The following is an 18,326-nucleotide window of genomic DNA, read 5'->3' as shown; positions in this document are numbered from 1 at the left end:
GCGGTTTGGTCTATGCGTCGAGCGCACGACAATCCTGTGCCAGCCAGCCGATCTCGATCTCTTGACCTGGGGTCAGGCGTACGGCGTCAGGCGCATTTCGAGTTTTGGCGATGAATTCGTTGTTTCCGGCAACGGACATGCGGAACCGGAATACGTCGCCCATGTAAATGAACTCTTCGACCCTTGCTTTCAAAGTATGCGCGTCAGCATGCAGTCGGTCTTTGTTGAATTCCACACGTTCAGGGCGGATCGAAACTTTGGTCCGGTCGCCTGCGCTGTGGACGTTGATCGGAACCGCGTCGATTTCCGAGCCATCATCCAGACGTACGACGCAAGTGTCGCCGTCAATTGATTTAACAACACCTTCCAACGTGTTGTTTTCACCAATGAATTGCGCGACAAAACTGTTTTCCGGCTCTTCGTAAAGCTGATCAGGCGGCGCCAGCTGTTGAATGCGGCCGTCATCAAATACAGCCACCCGATCTGACATGGTCAGCGCTTCGGTCTGGTCGTGGGTCACGTAGACTGTTGTGATCCCAAGCTCATGGGCCAGACGCGTGATTTCGAACTGCATATGTTCACGCAGCTGCTTGTCCAATGCCCCCAATGGCTCGTCCATCAAGACCAGTTCGGGTTCGAATACCAAGGCACGAGCCAGAGCAATCCGCTGTTGTTGCCCGCCCGACAGCTGAGCAGGACGTCGGCCACCAAAGGCGCCCATCTGAACCATATCCAGTGCGCGCTTGACCTTTTCATCCCGCTCCGACTTGCCCAACTTACGGACTTCCAGTGGGAACGACAGGTTTTCGGCCACCGTCATATGCGGGAACAACGCGTAGTTCTGAAAAACCATGCCAATACCGCGCTTGTGCGGCGGGATATTGTTGATGGGCTTGCCGCCCAAGAGGATTTCACCGTGCGTGGCGGTTTCAAATCCGGCGAGCATCATAAGGCAAGTCGTCTTGCCCGAGCCTGACGGCCCAAGCATTGTCAGAAACTCACCTTTGGGCATTGCAAGGTTTAGGTCTTTTACGACGAGGTTCTCGCCGTCATAAGACTTCTGTACGCGTTGGAATTCGACAAACGCGGCGTCGTTCATTGTATCGGCCACAAGACCCCCTGTTACGTCAAATGATTATCCGTCTTCTGCGGATTTCATTGATCTGTAGCCGTTAGTTAAGACCAAGCGATGTTCACATTGCAACAGTGAATTCTGATTTTGTTACACAATATCGGGATTTAACAGCTCACCCGGCTTCGTTCAGAGCACGCATATGCCACGCAAGACTTTGATTACTGGACAGAACCGGCTTGCCGATACGCGCGCAAATCTCGGGAATAGCCTGTTGCGTGCGAAGGTTTGTGCAACTTAGAAAAACCGCATCAACCGACGGGTCCGAGCCCAGTTTTGTGGCAGCGTCAATGACGGATTGCACCGAAATCCGAACAACTTTGGCCTCTTCTGATTCCCCGAATGTCCCAAAAACATCCATCTCCACTCCGCCTTGGGCAAAGGCCCGGCGCAGGGGAAGGTTTACCTCTTCAATATAGGGCGACAGCAGCGCGAATTTCGAAACGCCCAAGTGTCGCGCACAGGCCGTTGCCGCACGCAAAGGGTTTGTAACCTCGGCGGTCTGGCATGTCTGTTTGACAAGTTCTGCCACTCGGTCGGACCCGATAACCGAGCTTGCAGACGTGCACCCGTACCCGACAACGCGATAAGGTCGCGCGCTGGGCAGCAATCCGGCGGCGGCCGGCAGCGCCTTCTCCATTTCCGCAAGGCTTTCCTTCGTCACCTCGATTCCGCTGGGAATTCGCGTCACGTAGATTGGATACTTGCGGTCCGAAAAATACGAGCTGAATTCGGGCTCCAACGTTTCATCTGTCTGCAACACGATCAGACCAAGCGGGGTGGACTTGGGATCGTCTTCATCAAGAGCGTAATGGATCCGGGTCATATCTCGATCACCTCTGGCCCTATGCGTGGGCTTAGAAAACGTGGGGTGCCTTCGGTGATGACAATGTTTTCTTCATGGACAAGTATTTTTGTACCAACGGCGATGCCCGGCTCCAACGTCAAAACCATGCCGGGTTCCAGCATGGTCTGGTCTGCCGGGATAAGGGACGGCCACTCTGTCAGTGACATCCCCAACCCATGACCCAACCGCCCCGCATCTGTGCCTTCGGCCTCCTTGGTCAGAACCGTGTTCATGGCATGAAACAAATCCGAGGCAGTAGCACCGGGCCGTGCGATCTCGAACGCGGCATCCGAGGCTTCTACCAGTCTGGCGTGCGCTGATCTCACCTCGGGCCGGGCTGGGCCGACGGACCAATTGCGATCAAAATCACAGAAGTAGCCATCCCAAACCAGACCTGTATCCAGCATAAGCACGTCGCCAGGTTCCAACGGCGCCGAAGTTGCAGGTGATATTACATCACTGTAGCCGCCCTGCTCTGCCCCGCCTGCAAGATACGGCACCCAATCGGCCCCTTCCTCAAGGCAGAGCATCTGGAACCGGCGAAAAACCATGTCCAAAGGCACTCCTGCGCGGGCAACCTCGGGAACGCGGGCGAACGCGCGTCCAGCGATATCGCAGGCTGTTTGGATCTTCGCAATTTCAGCCTCGGATTTGATCATGCGCAACCGGCGCAGGATACTCTGATCACCGGTAATGCGACGCGAACCGAGAGCGCCGCGCAAGCGTTCAATGTCCGCCATGGGCATCCGCACATGTGTCTCATGACCATCCGGCACCCCGATATTGCCCGAAACGGGCGTCAGTTCGGCCAGGACGTCGGCCAGAAGCGAGATACCGTCGTCCTGCAAGTCGGGCGCACTCCAGGTTCGGATGTCATCGATCCAGGTCTGCCCCATGAGCGCGGCCCCGATCGAAGGGATCACGGCCACCGGTTTGCCCGCGGCAGGCACGACCAGAAACCATGGCCGGGTTGGGCTTTCCCAAAATCGGGTGAGATAGCCGGTAAAGTAGCGCACATCAGTTTCTGTCGTCAGCAGCAGCGCCGATAAATCCGCGACTCGCATCAACTCCTGCGCGCGTTTGGTACGCGCCTCGAATTCTGCCTGATCGAACCCCCTCATTCCGCGATCTCCGACAGAAAGCACAAAACGCGTGAGTATTCGTCGATCCCTATGGCTTTCCGCGCGGTTTCGTTCATCACTGCCGCAAGGCCTGCCCCGCCGGACGCCGTGGTGGCCAGCCCGGCCTTTGCCATTGCGTCAAGCTTTGCCGCCACATCGTCGTCTGACAGGGTCAGGAACAGGTCTGCGTCGCGAGCCAATCCGTTTAACGCGATCAACGATGGTTCCTTGCAGTCCAGACGCCCCATAATGCTGTCAGGGCCATCCGCGAAAACACATTTTCCGGCGGCTATGCTGGCCTGCAACGCGGGTGCCGCTTCGGGTTCAACCACAACGATCTTCGGTGCGTCGCCCCAGATGTTTCGTGCATAGGCAGCAACGGCACCGGCCAGCCCGCCCACGCCTGCCTGCAACAGAATATGCGTCGGAACCTCGGGACACTGCCTGACAGCCTCTGCCGCCATTTGCAGATAGCCTTCCATAAGCGTCCATGGCAGGTCATAATATCCTTCCCACGAACTGTCCGACAGCAATATCCAACCGTTTTCGTCGGCAGCCATTCTCGCGGCCTCCATGCTGGCGGCATAGTCAGCACCACTTCGAACAACTTCGGCTTTTTGGCCTTTGAGACGTTCCGCAAAGGTTTCGGGCACAGTTTCAGCAATGTAAACAACAGCTTTCGCACCGAAAATTCTGGCACCCGCCGCAACACTCATGCCGTGGTTCCCGGCGCTGGCGGTCACATAGGTTGCGCCTGCCAGAGTTTGTTCACCCGGCTCACCTGTCCTCTCGGCCGCATGACGCGCAATTACATAGGCCGCCCCTAAAGCTTTGAACGAACCAAGGTTCATCCGCGCCCGCTCATCCTTCACCCAAAGCTGGGCTACAGGGGCCAGTTTCCCAACATCCACCAATGGCGTTTCTTTCGCGACAGGGCACTGAGAAAGCAAATCTTCAACACGGGCAGCATTTGTAGAAGGATACGGCGCAGACGGTGCAAGCTTTTGGCCCGCCCGATGTGGATTGGTGATGACCTGCATACTTCTCCCCTGAGTTTAGGCCCGTTGACGTGATCCCATCGGTGGAACACTGTCAACCAACGTCTGACGTCAATCAGGGACGTTGACGGTATTCGAGGCCTGTTCTGCAACCAACGCCAACAGCCAGTCGTGAAACAACCGGGCAGCCGGATTGGCAGCGTTGGACGAAAGGTAGTACCCTTCGTTGCTGTCCACCGAACATTCATGCACGCGTACGACCAGACCCGCGGCAATCGCATGGGTCGTCAGTAATTCGCTGACCAAGGCGACACCGCTACCATGAACGGCCAGTTGCAGGGCCATCCCAAATGTATCGACAAAAACACCGGGTTGGCGGCGCAAGCCCTGTTTTTCAAACCATGTGCCCCACCCACTTGATGTCCCGACAGCCTCGATCAGCGGCAGGTCAAACACGTCTCCTGCGACTGCCGGGGATTTCACAGCAACCAGCCGGTCAGGTATCAGTCGGACAGCGCCATGCCCTACCTGTTTCTTTGACCCGAACCGAACCTGAACATCAGCGTGAGACGCGTGGAAATCATCGGGCCAGATCGCACTGAGAAGCCGAACGCGTACTTCAGGATGGCGTCTGGTAAAATCTGACAGGTATGGGGCAATAACCCAATGAGCGATGCTAACAGACGTGGCGACAGTCAAGATGTCTCCGGAGGCACTGGCGTCCACGCGCCCGGCAGCCGCGGCAAGCGCTTCAAGCGCGCTGCCAACCTCGGGCAATAGTTTACGCCCCGCATCCGTCAGCGCCAAGCTTCTGGGGTGCCTCACAAAAAGAGCTGTCCCCAAACGCATTTCGAGCGATTTCACCTGCTGACTGACCGCCGATTGCGTCAACCCAATCTCTTCGGCAGCCGCCGTAAAGCTAAGCGTTCGTGCAGCTGCCTCGAAGGATCGGAACCAGGTCAGTGGTGGAAGAGATTTACCCATTAGATCAAGCTGTCCATTAGTCTTTTTAATGGCAAAGCACATAATTCAATCATTTGTCAAAAACCCTGTCCGTTTTTAACGTTTGCGAGCGCGACAGGAGAGCTTTGATGCAACCGGAAATACGTAAGATTGTCACCTACGATGAGGAGGTCCTTGTCGAGGGCTTCCGAGCCGCCAAAACCCCATGGCGCATGTTTGCCGTGGCCGCAGTGGTTCACAACCCCTGGGCAGGACGGTTTGTGGAAGACCTTAAACCCGAGATACAAGCCTATGGCCCTGTTCTGGGTGAGGTGATGACGAAACGCATGATCAAACTGGCCGGGAGTGGAGAGGCAATCGAAGCCTATGGCAAAGCCGCTGTGGTCGGGCTGAATGGTGAGGTCGAGCACGCTTCGGGCCTTATTCACACCTTGCGATTTGGTAATCACTACCGAGAGGCCGTCGGCGCGAAATCCTATCTGGCGTTCACCAACACACGTGGCCCGGCAAACGCACCGATCATGGTGCCGTTGATGGATAAAAACGATGCTGGGCGGAGGTCGCACTACCTGACAATTCAGTTCTCGATTTCTGACGCACCGCGCGATGACGAAGTTGTGGTCGTATTAGGCGCAGCAACCTCGGGCAGACCGCACCACCGTATCGGTGACCGCTATCAGGATCTTAAGGATTTGGGCCATGACCTGGACAACCCGGCCGCGGTCTGAGATCGGCGGGCTGGCGGCCATCCAGACCGGTTCGGGTCAGAATATCCTTCTGTTGCATGGTGTTGGCTTGCGGGCTGAAGCCTGGGGCGCGCAATTGGACGGGCTGGCTTCTGAAGGTTGCATGACCGCTCCGGACATGCCCGGACATGGAAACAGCCCTTTGGCTGACATGAGGTTGGGGTTGTCGGCGTACACCGAAGCGGCACGGGGTGTTCTGGACTGCCTGAGTGGTCCGGTCGTTTTGGTGGGCCACTCGATGGGGACCATGATCGCGCTGGATCTTGTCGCCAAAGCGTCAGACCGGGTATGTGGGATCGTCGCATTGAACGCGGTTTTTGAGAGAGACGCGAATGCGGCACAGACCGTGCGCGACCGTGCGGCGCAGCTGGATGGCAAGACGATCGCTGATCCCACCAGCACATTGCATCGATGGTTCGGAGACGTCGCCTCGGCCGAGCGCGATGCCTGCCGTAGTTGGCTGACGGCGATGGACCCGGCTGCGTATAAAACGGCCTATTCCGTCTTCGCCCACAGTCAGAGCCCTCAGCGCGACGCGTTGGAGAAACTAAGCTGCCCGGCGCTTTTTCTAACCGGCAGTCTTGAACCCAATTCGACCCCGGAGATGTCACGCGCCATGGCGGACACCGCAATGAACGGACGCGCGCAAATCATTGAAGGCGCTGCACATATGATGCCAATGACGCATGCACCTCAGGTCAACGCCGCCATTTCCAGCTTTCTGAGTGAGCTGCGCCAATGACCGCGCTTGATCCTCGTGACCTTCGTCGTGCTTTTGGACGGTTCATGACCGGTGTGACGGTTGTGACGACGCGCGATGACACAGGCAATCCACTCGGCTTCACGGCCAATTCCTTCACTTCGGTTTCTCTCGACCAGCCGCTGCTTTTGGTTTGTCCGGGAAAAAACCTGTCTTCTTATCACGAATTCGCAACCTGCGCCCGTTTCGCGGTGAACATTCTGGCCGAGGGGCAGGAAGATGTATCCAATACGTTTGCCGGGTTCAAAGGTGATCGATTTGCCAAAGTCGATCACTGCTTTGATACGCACGACGTCCCTTTGATCAGAGGGGCAGTCGCAACGTTTTCCTGCCGTACTCATCAGGTTGTCGAAGCCGGGGACCATTGCGTTTTGATCGGTCAGGTCGAAACGTATTCTCAGGACGATGCCCCCGGGCTTGGCTATGCGAACGGGCAGTATTTCAGCCTCGGGCTGGAACGTGGCGCGCTGGAACCATCCGGGCGAAACGTGGTCTGCGGCGCAATCATCGAACAGGACGGGCACGTCTTGCTGGAGAAAACAGAAGCCGGTTTCCGTCCGCCGCAAGTCACGCTGTCAGATCGGCAAGATTTGCGAAACAGCCTTGTGCAAGACCTGACGGCTAAAGGTGTCGATGCACGCCTTGGGGTTGCGTATTCCGTCTATGACGATGCCAACACGCATCATGTTTACATTCTTGCGTCTGCGCCGTCCCTGCCCCGGCATGGCACTTTTCAGGCAATCGCAATCAAAGAACTGGCGACCCTGCCATACGCGTCAGCACCCATCGCCACAATGATGGCTCGTTTTGCGCTGGAAAGCCGAACCCGCAATTTCTCGCTTTATCTGGGTGACGCCCAGCGGGGCGATGTGCACAGCCTGTCGGAAAGGACCTGAAGAATGGAGTTTTCCCTTTTTGCCCATATGGAACGGCTGGGCCCCGAAGAGCCGCATGAGAAATTGTATGAAGAGTTCATCGAGCTGTGCAAGATGGCGGATCAGGCAGGGATGCGTGCGGTCTGGACTGGCGAACATCACGGGATGGATTTCACCATCGCACCCAACCCGCTGATGTCGCTGGTGGATATCGCGCATCATACCAAAAACGTGCGCCTTGGCACCGGCACTGTGATCGCGCCGTTCTGGCATCCGATCAAACTGGCGGGCGAAGCAGCCGCAGCGGATATCATGACCGGAGGCCGGATCGAGCTGGGCATAGCGCGCGGGGCCTACTCTTATGAATACGAGCGGCTTATGCCCGGTCTGGACGCATGGACCGCCGGTCAGCGAATGCGAGAGATCGCTCCTCTGCTGCCCAAATTGTGGGAAGGCGACTGCACGCATGACGGAGAGTTCTTTCAGTTTCCCGCCACCAGTTCGGCCCCAAAGCCAGTGCAACCCGGCGGGCCGCCCATCTGGATTGCCGCGCGGGATCCGAACAGCCACGAGTTCGGCGTTCAGAACGGGTTCAACATTCAGGTCACCCCGCTGTGGCAAGGTATCGAAGAAATTGAGACACTGATGACCCGTTTTGAGACCGCCTGTGCCAATCACGGCGGAGCGCGCCCGAAGATCATGCTGCTTCACCACACCTATGTCGGGCGCGATGACACTGAACTGGATCAGGCTGCGCGGGATTTGTCCCGGTTTTACAACTATTTCGGCGCGTGGTTCCAAAACAAGCGACCAGTCCGACAGGGATTGATTCAGGCGCTAACCGAAGAAGAAATGGCAGCCAACGCAATGATGGCACCCGAAAATCTGGCGCGCGATCTGACAATCGGCACGGCGGACGGGGTAACAGGACGTCTGAAACGCTATGAAGACCTTGGATATGATGAATACTCGTTTTGGATCGACAGCGGCATGAGCTTCGAACGCAAACGCGCTTCGCTTGCCCGTTTCATCGACGATGTAATGCCAAAGTTTCAGTGAGGGGCCGCAATGCACCAGAAGCCACATTACCAGTTATTTATCGACGGCGCTTGGACCGAAGGGGCACGTGGGCAAGTGATGGCCTCGTTGAATCCGGCAACGGGCGAGGAATGGGCCAGTTTCGCCTGTGCCGCAGCCGAAGACGTAGAGCGCGCCGTTTCTGCAGCGCGCCGGTCACTTGATGATCCGGCGTGGCGGGACATGACACAAACTGCACGTGGCAAACTGTTGTTCCGGCTTGCAGAACTGATCGAACAGAACGCAGGACGCCTTGGCGAGATCGAGACGAAGGACAGTGGTAAGCTACTGGCGGAAACCGCGACCCAAACGGCATATGTCGGCGATTACTACCGCTACTATGCGGGGTTGGCGGACAAAATCGAAGGCGCGGTCCTGCCGATCGACAAACCGGACATGCATGTCTTTACGCGGCGCGAGCCCATTGGCGTGGTGGTCGCAATTGTCCCCTGGAACGCGCAGATGTTTCTCACGGCTACCAAGCTTGGGCCAGCTCTGGCCGCGGGGTGCTCTGTTGTGCTGAAGGCGTCAGAGGTTGCGCCCGCCCCAATGCTGGAATTTGCCCGCTTGATCGACAAAGCGGGATTCCCACCCGGCGTCGTTTCCGTCATTACCGGGGACGCAGAAAACTGTGCGATCCCTCTCACCCGACATCCTGACGTAGACCGGATCGCATTCACTGGCGGCCCGGAAACGGCGCGTCATGTGGTGCGCAACTCGGCTGAGAACTTTGCCGTAACCACGTTGGAATTGGGTGGAAAATCCCCGATCATAGTATTCGATGATGCCAATCTGGATGGTGCGGCCAACGGACTGATCGCGGGCAATTTCGGCGCCTCAGGTCAAAGCTGCGTCGCAGGATCGCGCGGGCTGATCCATCGTCCAATTATGGAATCTCTTATCGCCAAAATCGAAGAAAAGATGTCGGGCATTGTCATCGGCGATCCATTGGAACCTGAAACTCATATTGGCCCGCTGTGCACAAACGCCCAGATTGTCAGAATTCAGGCGACGCTGGCCAAGGCCAGGGAACAGGGCGCCCGTATTCGTTTCGGAGGCGCGCCACTGGATCGGTCAGGTCATTTCATGGCGCCAACGCTGGTGGAATGCGCCAGTGCCGAGACAGAGACTCTGAAAGTGGAAATGTTCGGTCCCGTCATGTCATTGCTGCCCTTCGACACCGAGGAAGAGGCAATCGCACTGGCCAATGACACACCGTTCGGGCTTGGCTCGGGTATCTTCACCGAAAATGTCGCCCGTGCTCACCGTGTTTCATCCCGCCTGAAATCGGGCATCTGCTGGATCAACACCTACCGCGCGGTCTCACCCATCGCGCCCTTTGGCGGCTTCAATCAATCCGGTTATGGCAGGGAAGCGGGAATAGAGGCCATTCACGATTACACGCGGACCAAGACCGTTTGGCTGAATACATCGGACAAACCGATGTCGAACCCCTTTGTCATGCGCTGAGGTGATCTGCACCACGATCAGCATAACCCAAGGGGCGCTTATCTGAATGCGGCGGCTCCTGTTACTCTGCCGCCGTTCTCACCCTCTCCGGTGCGGTCAACCGTTGCCAAGCGTCGTACTGGGCCAGAAAGATTTGCCCGTTGAGGTCGTCGAGGAAATGCGATTGTTTCAGACGGTCCATGACGGGGCCCTTGACTTCGGACAGGTGCAGACCGACATCCATGTCACGCAGGCGATGGTTAATGGCCTCAAGGCTTTCGAGGGCTGAAAAGTCGACCTCGTTCACCGCCGAGAACATTAAAACCACGTTGCGGATTTCGCAGCCTTCGGTCACTCGCGCCTGAATAAGGTCTTCGAGGAAACGGGCGTTCACGAAATACAGGCTTTCATCCACCCGCAGCGTCACCAGTGACGGCTCGGTGTCGACCTTGTGGCGATTGATGTTACGGAAGTGTTGCGTACCCGGTACAAGCCCGACCTCGGCCACATGCGGGCGCGAGGTTTTGTAGAGATGCAGAAGGATCGAAATCGCCACGCCGCTGGCCACGCCAGTTTCGACCCCAGCCAGCAAAGTTAGGACGATGGTGGCGGCTACGGCGGTAAAATCGGCGCGCGAATATCCCCATGTCTTTTTCAGGATCGACAGGTCCACAAGGCTCAGCACCGCAACAATGATCGTCGCGGCCAGCGTGGCCTTGGGCAAAAAGTACACCAGAGGTGTCAGGAACAGTGCAGCAATCGCCAAACCACCAGCGGTATAAATGCCTGCCGCTGGAGTTTCCGCCCCCGCATCGAAGTTCACCACCGAGCGTGAGAACCCGCCGGTGACCGGAAAGCCGCCGGTAAACGCCGCGCCCAGGTTTGCTGCACCCAGACCGATCAACTCCTGATCGGGGTCCACGCGCTGGCGTTTCTTGGCAGCCAGCGTCTGCGCAACCGAGATGCTTTCGACAAAACCGATGATTGAGATCAGGATCGCTGGCACCAGCAATGCACCGATGAGGTCCGAGGACAGCCCCGGCAAAGTCAGCGGCGGAAGGTTCTGGGGCACGTCGCCGACGATCTTGACGCCCTGCGCATCCAGCCCGAAGCCCCAGACGACAACCGTGGTCACCACCACGGCAGCCACTGGTCCGGCCTTGGTCAGCACGTCAGCCAGCAGGGGCGGCACCCCCATGCGCCGCAACGCGGGCTTGAGGTTCTTGCGCACCCAGAACAGAAACGCAGTGGCCAGCACGCCGATGATTACCGTCAGCCAACTGATTTGCCCGAGGTTTTCGAAGATTGAACCCAACATCCCCGGCAGGGTATGCCCATGGGCGTCGACACCCAGAATATGCTTCAACTGGCTGGTCGCGATCAGGAGACCCGATGCGGTAATGAAGCCTGCGATGACAGGATGGCTGAGGAAATTGGCCAGAAAGCCCAGTCGAAAAACGCCCAACAACACCAGAAACCCACCCGACAGGAAAGCCAGCGTCAGTGCCGCCACCATGTATCCGGCCGTGCCCTGCTCGGCCACCTGCCCCACGGCGCTGGCTGTCAGCAGCGACACAACCGCCACCGGCCCCACCGCCAACGCCCGGCTGGTGCCAAAAACTGCATAAAGGATGATCGGTAGAATCGAAGCATAGATCCCGGCCTCAGGCGGCAACCCTGCCAGCAAGGCATAGGCCAAGGACTGTGGGATCAGCATGATCGTGACGATCACAGCCGCGATCAGATCATTCGACAGCGACTCCCGGCTATACTGGCGACCCCAATCAAAAATAGGAAGGAAACGTAAAAGGCTCTGCATGGGTTCACGTCCTGAGAAAGCGGCGGCCAGAGCGCGGGAGGCTCTGACCGCCATACCTTGGCCTGTCGCACTTTTGGTGAAGGCGGGACAGGCCAGATCTAACACCGGTTCTTCCGGTGTCGGTTTCGAAGGGAGTTAATCGGTCGCCACCTTCAGTGGTTCGGGCTTGGCCAACCACTCTTTGCCCTTCAGCATCGCGGACCAGTAGATCGGCGGCAGCAGCTTCTCCTTCAACAGCCACGCCAACCGGCTGGGTTTGGTTCCGTCGATCAGGAATTTCGGGAAACTGGGCGTCATCACCCCACCATAGGCGAACTCGGCCAGAACGATCTTGCCGCGCTCGACCGTCAACGGGCACGAGCCGTAGCCGTCATAGGCGGCAACCGGGCCGCGGCCCTGAATGTCTGCCACGATATTATCGGCCACGGTCGGTGCCTGTTTACGCGCCGCCGCTGCGGTTTTGGCGTTGGGCGCGTTCATCACGTCGCCCAGCGACCAGATATTGTCAAAGCTCTTGTGGCGCAGCGTCGCCTGATCAACATCGACCCAGCCCCCCGCATCCGCCAGCGGCGACACGCGAATAAAGTCCGGCGCGATCTGTGGTGGGCAGACATGCATCATGTCAAACTCGACTGTGACCAACTCGGGCTCGGCGTCGGGCATTGCAACCTTAAAGGTCGCTTTTTTCGCCGCCCCATCTACCGACACCAGATTGTGAAAGAAATTCAGTGAGGCGTCGTATTTTGTGACGTATTCCATCAGCGCCGGGACATAGTCCTTGACCCCGAACAGCACGCCGCCCGCGTTCATGAACTGGATGTCGATATCCTTCAGAACGCCGCGCCGGAACCACGCATCGCCCGACAGATATAGCGCTTTCTGTGGCGCGCCCGCGCATTTGATTGGCATCGGCGGCTGCGTGAACAGCGCCCGGCCTTCCTTAAGCCCTTCGACAAGCTGCCAGGTGTAGGGCGCCAGATCATAGCGGTAGTTCGAGGTCACCCCGTTACGGCCCAAGGTTTCTTCCAGCCCTTCGACCGCGCCCCAATCCAGCTTGAGCCCCGGAGACACGACAAGACGGTCGTATTTCACCACACGACAGCCATCCAGAATGACGGCGTTGTTTTGCGGCTCGAAGGCCGCAACTGCCGCCTTGATCCACTTAACACCGCGCGGAATCAGGGATCCCATCGTCTTGGCGGTCTGTTCTGCCGAGAAGACGCCCCCGCCCACCAACGTCCAGCCGGGCTGATAATAATGCACGTCAGACGGATCAATGATGGCGATCGACAGGTCGGATTTGCGCGCGTGCAGGCTGGCCGCAGTGGCAATACCGCCAGCCCCACCGCCCACGATAACCACATCAAAAGATGCGTCGCCCGTGTCGGTCGGCGTTTTCCCACCATTGGCAATGCGGCGGGCGACGCCGCTCATGTCATAACCGGCGACCTTGGTGGCTGACAGAATCTCGGATACTGGACGCTTGTGCGCCGCCTCGTTCAGCGACCACAGAGTGGCCGAACGCATGCCGGTCCGGCAATAGGCCAGAACCGGCCCCGGCAACTCGGTCAGCGCGCGGCCAAAGGCCTCGGCATCTTCGTCCCTGACGATCCCGGTTTGCACTGGAACATAGCGCACCTCGAGACCCAGTTTCTCTGCTGCTACTTCGATTTCCTCGAATGTCGGCTGATCGGCACCTTCGCCATCGGGGCGGTTGCAAATGATGGCACGAAAGCCCGCGCCTTTTATCGCCTCGATGTCATTTGGCGTAACCTGCGGCGACACCGAAACTGCGCCTGATATCTTTCTGATGTCCATGGGTGCCTCTTGCGTTCAGAGCTTGTTGACTGGAACTTTGAGCATCTGGTTCCCATCCTGGTCCGTTGGAATGCCGCCCGCCCGGATGTTGACCTGAATAGAGGGTACGATCAGCGTCGGCATCGCCAGCGTCGCGTCGCGCTCGGACCGCATCTTGATGAACTCGTCCCTAGTCTTGCCACCGCCCACGTGAATGTTGTGGGCCTTCTCCTCGGCCACCGTGGTTTCCCATTGGATGTCACGCCCGTTGGGACCATAATCGTGACACATGAACAGCCGGGTTTCGTCCGGCAGGCTGAGCACCTTGTGGATCGAGTCAAATAATGTCCCCGCGTCGCCACCGGGGAAATCGGCCCGCGCCGAGCCACCGTCAGGCATGAACAACGTGTCGCCCACAAAGGCTGCATCCCCGACAACATGCACCATGCAGGCGGGTGTGTGGCCCGGTGTATGCATGGTAAAGGCGGTCATGTTGCCGATCTCATAGGTCATGCCATCGACGAACAGGGCGTCAAACTGGCTGCCATCCCGCTGAAACTCGGTGCCTTCATTGAAGATCTTGCCAAACACGTCTTGCACGATCTTGATGTTTTCACCGATGCCGATCTTACCGCCCAGCTTTTGCTGGATGTAAGGCGCCGCTGACAGGTGGTCGGCATGGGCGTGGGTCTCAATGATCCATTCCAGCTTGAGCCCCCTCTTTTCAACCTCTGCAATCAGCATGTCGGCATGGCCAAACGTAATGCGGCCAGCGGCATAATCGATGTCCATGACACTGTCGATAATCGCACAGGCATTCGAGGTCGGGTCTGCAACGATATAACTGATTGTCGCGGTCGCCTCGTCGTAAAAACCCTGGACATCGGGCTTCACGCTCAGATCCACCGGGTAGTTGTCAATCGGCGTCGCTATCGCGTCGGCCATCTTTTGGTTGTGTCTCTCGATAGACTTCTGATCATTCATGATCTTGCCTCCTAACTGGCGCGGATCCGTTACCCGTTTCCGCCGCGTGTCATCATCATTTCGTGGACGGCGTCCATGCCGCGATCCGCCATCGCGCTCACTTCGGCCGCATGGATATGCATGGCTTTGGCTATTTCCGGATCGTCGGATGCTTGCATCACTACGATCCCTTCGGATGTCACTTCGATGTCCGAGGTGATCTTGTCGCCATGGTCAAAAAATATGTCGAGGGTCGGACTCTGAATAATGATCATTGGATCATCCTTGCGGCCCACCCGATCGATCATCCCGGCAACATGGGAGACCAGAGCATCCATGACATCCGGGTCGGAAGATCGTGTGACAGTGCGAATACCGTTGGGAAGGTTTTCAACCTCGCGTGTGATCGTATCGAAATTGCGGAACATCACAGCCAGCTCGGCGCTTTCCTCGGGCGTCGCGTTCTCGCCCCGCAGCCCCGGCATGTTGACCTCGTCGTGGCCTTGCCCATCTGCACCGTGACGATGCTCTGCCCGTTCACCGGCCATGCCCTGGCGATGCCCGTGCCCGGACATCAGAAAGATGTAACTGCCAGCCGCGCCGACCAAAGCAGCAACTAGCAACGCAATGGCGATGCCGCCGAACGTCCGGGCGTGTTTGCGCACATTCATCTTCGTCTCCTCCGTTTCTGCCAGCCCATATCCGGCCTTCACGTCAGACCAGCAATCACCTTGGCGGCATGAAAAGTTGAGGAGTAAATATAACTTTGAAATCCTGACTTCAGTGACAAAGTCACGAAACCGGAAAATTTCCCGAAATGGTCAAGTGCTTTGCGCCAAGCGTTCCAATGCCGCCTTGTCGGTTATCGTAATGCGCCCCCGCGATTGGGTAATCATCTCGCGCTTTTGAAAGTCCTGCAAAATCCGCGAGACAACTTCACGCGCGGTGCCCAGTTCGCTGGCAAGTTGCTGATGCGTTGCCTGAATGTCTTCCCGCCCCCCGGCCAGAACCAGAAGACGTTCGGCAAGGCGAATATCCAGGTGCCCGAATGCCACGTCATCGACCACCCGCAACAGATCAATCAGCCGGCGCGAGTAGGCCTCGAATACAAACTCGCGAAATGCGTCTTCTTCCGAGACCAGACGATCGAAGGCATGTTTCGGCAAGGTCACCGCCGTTACGTCGGTTTCGGCAATACCTTCAGCGTTATATGCTTCTTCTGCCAGCATACAGGCCGTCGTCAGTACACAGCTTTCCCCCGCCTCGACCCGATAGAGCACGATCTCGCGGCCCGAATCCGAACTTTGAGAAACGCGTATCCGTCCGTCATACAAGAATAACAGGCTGTCGGGGACGTTGTCTGGTCCGAAAACCTGGCCACCTTTAGGACACCGCACGATACGGGCCGCCGTACGCAACCTATCCCGCACAGCTTTCGGAAGGCGACTTGTCCCGTGAAATCGCTCAGTCCAGTCCAAAATTGTCATCTTGCGTTGCGCATGGGTGCCACGATGCCCTCCTCAATCGGCGCGATACGGTTCAACAACTCGTTTCTGTTTGAGGCGATGTCAGCCAGCGTCAGATCATCAAGCACAGCCATGAATGCCCGTGTTGCCTTTTGGATCGCTTGAGACAGTTTACATATCCCGATCAAAGGGCAGGTGTTTTTTTCAGGGTTAAAGCATTCGACCACATCCAGGGGCCCTTCAGTCAGGCGAATTACATCGCCGATTTTGATCTGTTCCGCCGGTTTCGCCAACCGGAAACCGCCGCCTCTGCCGCGTGCCGTTTCCAGATACCCGGCCCGACCCAACTCGTGCACGATTTTTACGATATGCGGCCGGGCAAGGCCATGCACCCGCACGACATCGTCAACGCGAATGCGATCTGGGGCCTTGAGCGCGGCCAGCTGCAAAGACCGCAGCGCATAGTTGGAATAGGATGTCAGTTTCATGCGTGCCTCCGGCAAAAGCTGTAGGCGCAATATAACTTATTTGCAAATTCTGTGTGTTTTCACGAACCATGTGGTTCGCTGAAGGTGAAGTCAGACCAACTTACCTGACCTGCGCAGCGACTGGGTGGTTGACTGGGACGCAACGAACATCACGGCATCTTTGATCGGGAAGCCGTTGGCGTCCGGCCGGCGCGGCAGTTCAACTCTCTGCAGAAACGCTGAACAAAGACGGTATGAGTGGCGGGGAGACAGGGATTCGAACCCTGGGGACGCTCTCACGCCCAACGGTTTTCAAGACCGCCGCATTCGACCACTCTGCCACCTCCCCGTCGAAGGCAGGGTCTAAGCGCAAGTTCGGCCAGAGGCAAGTCGAAATCGGGATTTCTTGCCGAAGCCCGCGCAGCGGTCTTTCCATGACTCTTCAGCCGCGTTATGATCCCCGAAATAGACCGAAACAGGCTGGCAAGCAGAACCAGCAGACCGGCAGCGGGGTTCCGAGGACGAGACCCCTTCAGGCAAGGGATAAGCAGATGAAGCGAGCGATCATGACACGCCCGGGACCGAAACGGTTGGCGTATCTGGCGTTGACTTTGACAGTTCTGAGCGGGTGTGAGGATATTCCTCAAGAGGCTGAAAAACCTGAAGAAAACTCAAACAAAACTGAACTCCTTCCCGAGGTGGTCTCGGGCTCGCAGCGTGACGTCGAAGCCCCCGAGGTTTTTCAGGTCACCGAAGCAGGGCTTTGGGATGGCAGGCCCTCGCTGGGCGGTATCTGGGTTGCCTACCCGGAAGTATCCCAGCCCGAGCGTGTCGTGATTACGAACACTGCAAACAACAAGTCCGTAACAGGGGCCCTGTTTCGACGTGAACGCAACCTGCCCGGCCCAGCGATTCAGGTTTCATCTGCGGCTGCGGAACAGCTCGGAATGCTGGCGGGCGCGCCGACAAAGGTCAGTGTCGTCGCCCTACGCCGTGAAACTGTAAAGGAATCACAACCAGAGGACGCGCCCAAACCGGAAGACGAGGCGACGGATACGGCTGCGGTGTCGGACGCCGCGGCCACCGACGCCCCATCCGCGGCAAATACCGAAAAACCGGCCAAGCCGAAATGGTGGCAAAAGAAGGCGCCAGCAGCAGCAACCGGTACAGCAGTAGTCGCGGCGGAAGCGGAAAGTTCTGCCAATGAGGCGACCGAAAGTACGGAAGCGACCACCGATGCGGCGGCGGCCACTGAGGATCCGGCAGAGCCCGCTGAAAAGAAACCCGCCAAGCGGAAGTGGTGGCAGAAAAAAGAGCCAGCAGCAGCAGCGGCTGCGGGAGCCACCGTGGCTGCGGCGGGTGCAGCAACAGGCGGTGCTGATGTGGCCGCAGATGTTGCGGCAGCCGCAGCTACACCAGCGTTGTCAGATGCGCCCGTCGAGGCCCCCGCTGAAAAGCCTGCAAAACGGAAGTGGTGGCAAAAGAAAGACCCCGCTGAAATCACCGAAACACCACTAGACCCCATCGAAGGCGCAGCATCCGCGATTGACGCGACCGAAGCGGTTCCGGCCGCAGCGGCAGCGACAGGCGCTGCGTCGTCGCTGAGCAAACCATTTGTGCAGATCGGCACATTCAGCGTCGAAGCAAATGCGAATACCGCTGCTGAGAAAGTGCGCCGGAATGGCATGTCGACTGTTGTGCGGGAACTGAAAACCGAAAACAAAACAGTATGGCGGGTCCTGGTTGGCCCTGCCGCAACCCGGGCCGAACGCAAGGCCATTCAAAAAGATGTAAAGGACCTTGGTTTCAAAGATGCGTTCACCGTGTCCGACTGATACAAGGAGGC

The 18,326-nt window shown here is 57.8% G+C and carries 17 protein-coding genes and 1 tRNA gene; 6 read left to right on the top strand and 12 right to left on the bottom strand.

Features of this window, described 5'->3' with window-relative positions; genetic code table 11:
- Positions 1 to 10: 10 nt before the first annotated feature.
- From ACR0BZ_RS02520 to ACR0BZ_RS02500, 5 genes are all read right to left on the bottom strand, one after another.
- Complete coding sequence (locus ACR0BZ_RS02520) at positions 11 to 1,111, bottom strand: ABC transporter ATP-binding protein (protein WP_480486135.1); 1,101 nt, start codon at positions 1,109 to 1,111, stop codon at positions 11 to 13.
- Between the two features lie 136 nt (positions 1,112 to 1,247).
- Positions 1,248 to 1,958 carry a maleate cis-trans isomerase family protein gene (locus ACR0BZ_RS02515; protein WP_480773527.1) on the bottom strand — a complete coding sequence of 237 codons (711 nt, stop codon included), beginning with the start codon at positions 1,956 to 1,958 and terminating at the stop codon, positions 1,248 to 1,250.
- Positions 1,955 to 3,100, bottom strand: coding sequence for a M24 family metallopeptidase (locus tag ACR0BZ_RS02510; RefSeq protein WP_480919363.1), 1,146 nt, complete (start codon positions 3,098 to 3,100; stop codon positions 1,955 to 1,957). The genes ACR0BZ_RS02515 and ACR0BZ_RS02510 overlap by 4 nt, the downstream gene beginning before the upstream one ends.
- Positions 3,097 to 4,140, bottom strand: coding sequence for a pyridoxal-phosphate dependent enzyme (locus tag ACR0BZ_RS02505; RefSeq protein ID WP_480481712.1), 1,044 nt, complete (start codon positions 4,138 to 4,140; stop codon positions 3,097 to 3,099). The genes ACR0BZ_RS02510 and ACR0BZ_RS02505 overlap by 4 nt, the downstream gene beginning before the upstream one ends.
- Before the next feature lie 69 nt (positions 4,141 to 4,209).
- Positions 4,210 to 5,082 carry a LysR family transcriptional regulator gene (locus ACR0BZ_RS02500; protein WP_480481714.1) on the bottom strand — a complete coding sequence of 291 codons (873 nt, stop codon included), beginning with the start codon at positions 5,080 to 5,082 and terminating at the stop codon, positions 4,210 to 4,212.
- A gap of 107 nt (positions 5,083 to 5,189) precedes the next feature.
- On the opposite strand from ACR0BZ_RS02500, the gene ACR0BZ_RS02495 reads away from it, so the two are divergent.
- From ACR0BZ_RS02495 to ACR0BZ_RS02475, 5 genes are read left to right on the top strand one after another with little or no spacing between them, the layout of a single operon-like run.
- Entirely contained in the window at positions 5,190 to 5,789 is a 600-nt protein-coding gene (locus ACR0BZ_RS02495) for an amino acid synthesis family protein (RefSeq protein WP_480919362.1), read from the top strand.
- Positions 5,761 to 6,549 carry an alpha/beta fold hydrolase gene (locus ACR0BZ_RS02490; protein ID WP_480919361.1) on the top strand — a complete coding sequence of 263 codons (789 nt, stop codon included), beginning with the start codon at positions 5,761 to 5,763 and terminating at the stop codon, positions 6,547 to 6,549. Before ACR0BZ_RS02495 ends, ACR0BZ_RS02490 begins: the two co-directional genes overlap by 29 nt.
- On the top strand, positions 6,546 to 7,463 hold the full coding sequence (locus ACR0BZ_RS02485) for a flavin reductase family protein (protein WP_480919360.1): 918 nt from the start codon (positions 6,546 to 6,548) through the stop codon (positions 7,461 to 7,463). Before ACR0BZ_RS02490 ends, ACR0BZ_RS02485 begins: the two co-directional genes overlap by 4 nt.
- 3 nt (positions 7,464 to 7,466) lie before the next feature.
- Entirely contained in the window at positions 7,467 to 8,501 is a 1,035-nt protein-coding gene (locus ACR0BZ_RS02480) for an LLM class flavin-dependent oxidoreductase (protein ID WP_480919359.1), read from the top strand.
- A gap of 9 nt (positions 8,502 to 8,510) precedes the next feature.
- On the top strand, positions 8,511 to 9,989 hold the full coding sequence (locus tag ACR0BZ_RS02475) for an aldehyde dehydrogenase (RefSeq protein WP_480919358.1): 1,479 nt from the start codon (positions 8,511 to 8,513) through the stop codon (positions 9,987 to 9,989).
- A gap of 61 nt (positions 9,990 to 10,050) precedes the next feature.
- Here the strand turns inward: ACR0BZ_RS02475 and ACR0BZ_RS02470 are convergent, their stop codons facing one another.
- From ACR0BZ_RS02470 to ACR0BZ_RS02440, 7 genes are all read right to left on the bottom strand, one after another.
- Complete coding sequence (locus tag ACR0BZ_RS02470) at positions 10,051 to 11,787, bottom strand: SulP family inorganic anion transporter (RefSeq protein WP_480919357.1); 1,737 nt, start codon at positions 11,785 to 11,787, stop codon at positions 10,051 to 10,053.
- A gap of 135 nt (positions 11,788 to 11,922) precedes the next feature.
- Positions 11,923 to 13,605: a bifunctional protein tyrosine phosphatase family protein/NAD(P)/FAD-dependent oxidoreductase gene (locus ACR0BZ_RS02465; protein ID WP_480919356.1), complete on the bottom strand. Its 1,683-nt coding sequence runs from the start codon at positions 13,603 to 13,605 to the stop codon at positions 11,923 to 11,925.
- A gap of 15 nt (positions 13,606 to 13,620) precedes the next feature.
- Positions 13,621 to 14,505, bottom strand: coding sequence for an MBL fold metallo-hydrolase (locus tag ACR0BZ_RS02460; protein WP_480919461.1), 885 nt, complete (start codon positions 14,503 to 14,505; stop codon positions 13,621 to 13,623).
- A 92-nt stretch (positions 14,506 to 14,597) separates the two neighbouring features.
- The gene (locus tag ACR0BZ_RS02455) at positions 14,598 to 15,218 is read right to left on the bottom strand and encodes a hypothetical protein (protein WP_480919355.1); all 621 of its coding nucleotides are present in this window, start codon (positions 15,216 to 15,218) and stop codon (positions 14,598 to 14,600) included.
- 150 nt (positions 15,219 to 15,368) lie between these two features.
- On the bottom strand, positions 15,369 to 16,034 hold the full coding sequence (locus tag ACR0BZ_RS02450; protein WP_480919354.1) for a Crp/Fnr family transcriptional regulator: 666 nt from the start codon (positions 16,032 to 16,034) through the stop codon (positions 15,369 to 15,371).
- Positions 16,031 to 16,501 carry an Rrf2 family transcriptional regulator gene (locus ACR0BZ_RS02445; protein WP_480537509.1) on the bottom strand — a complete coding sequence of 157 codons (471 nt, stop codon included), beginning with the start codon at positions 16,499 to 16,501 and terminating at the stop codon, positions 16,031 to 16,033. Before ACR0BZ_RS02445 ends, ACR0BZ_RS02450 begins: the two co-directional genes overlap by 4 nt.
- Before the next feature lie 238 nt (positions 16,502 to 16,739).
- Positions 16,740 to 16,829 (bottom strand) — tRNA-Ser (locus tag ACR0BZ_RS02440).
- Positions 16,830 to 17,046: 217 nt separating this feature from the next.
- Between ACR0BZ_RS02440 and ACR0BZ_RS02435 the strand changes: the two genes are divergently transcribed.
- Positions 17,047 to 18,315 carry an SPOR domain-containing protein gene (locus ACR0BZ_RS02435; RefSeq protein WP_480919353.1) on the top strand — a complete coding sequence of 423 codons (1,269 nt, stop codon included), beginning with the start codon at positions 17,047 to 17,049 and terminating at the stop codon, positions 18,313 to 18,315.
- Positions 18,316 to 18,326: the final 11 nt, after the last annotated feature.

Source organism: Ruegeria sp. P8, assembly GCF_056534665.1.
Note: the sequence above shows the minus strand (reverse complement) of the source record. Positions and strands in the feature narration are given on the sequence as shown.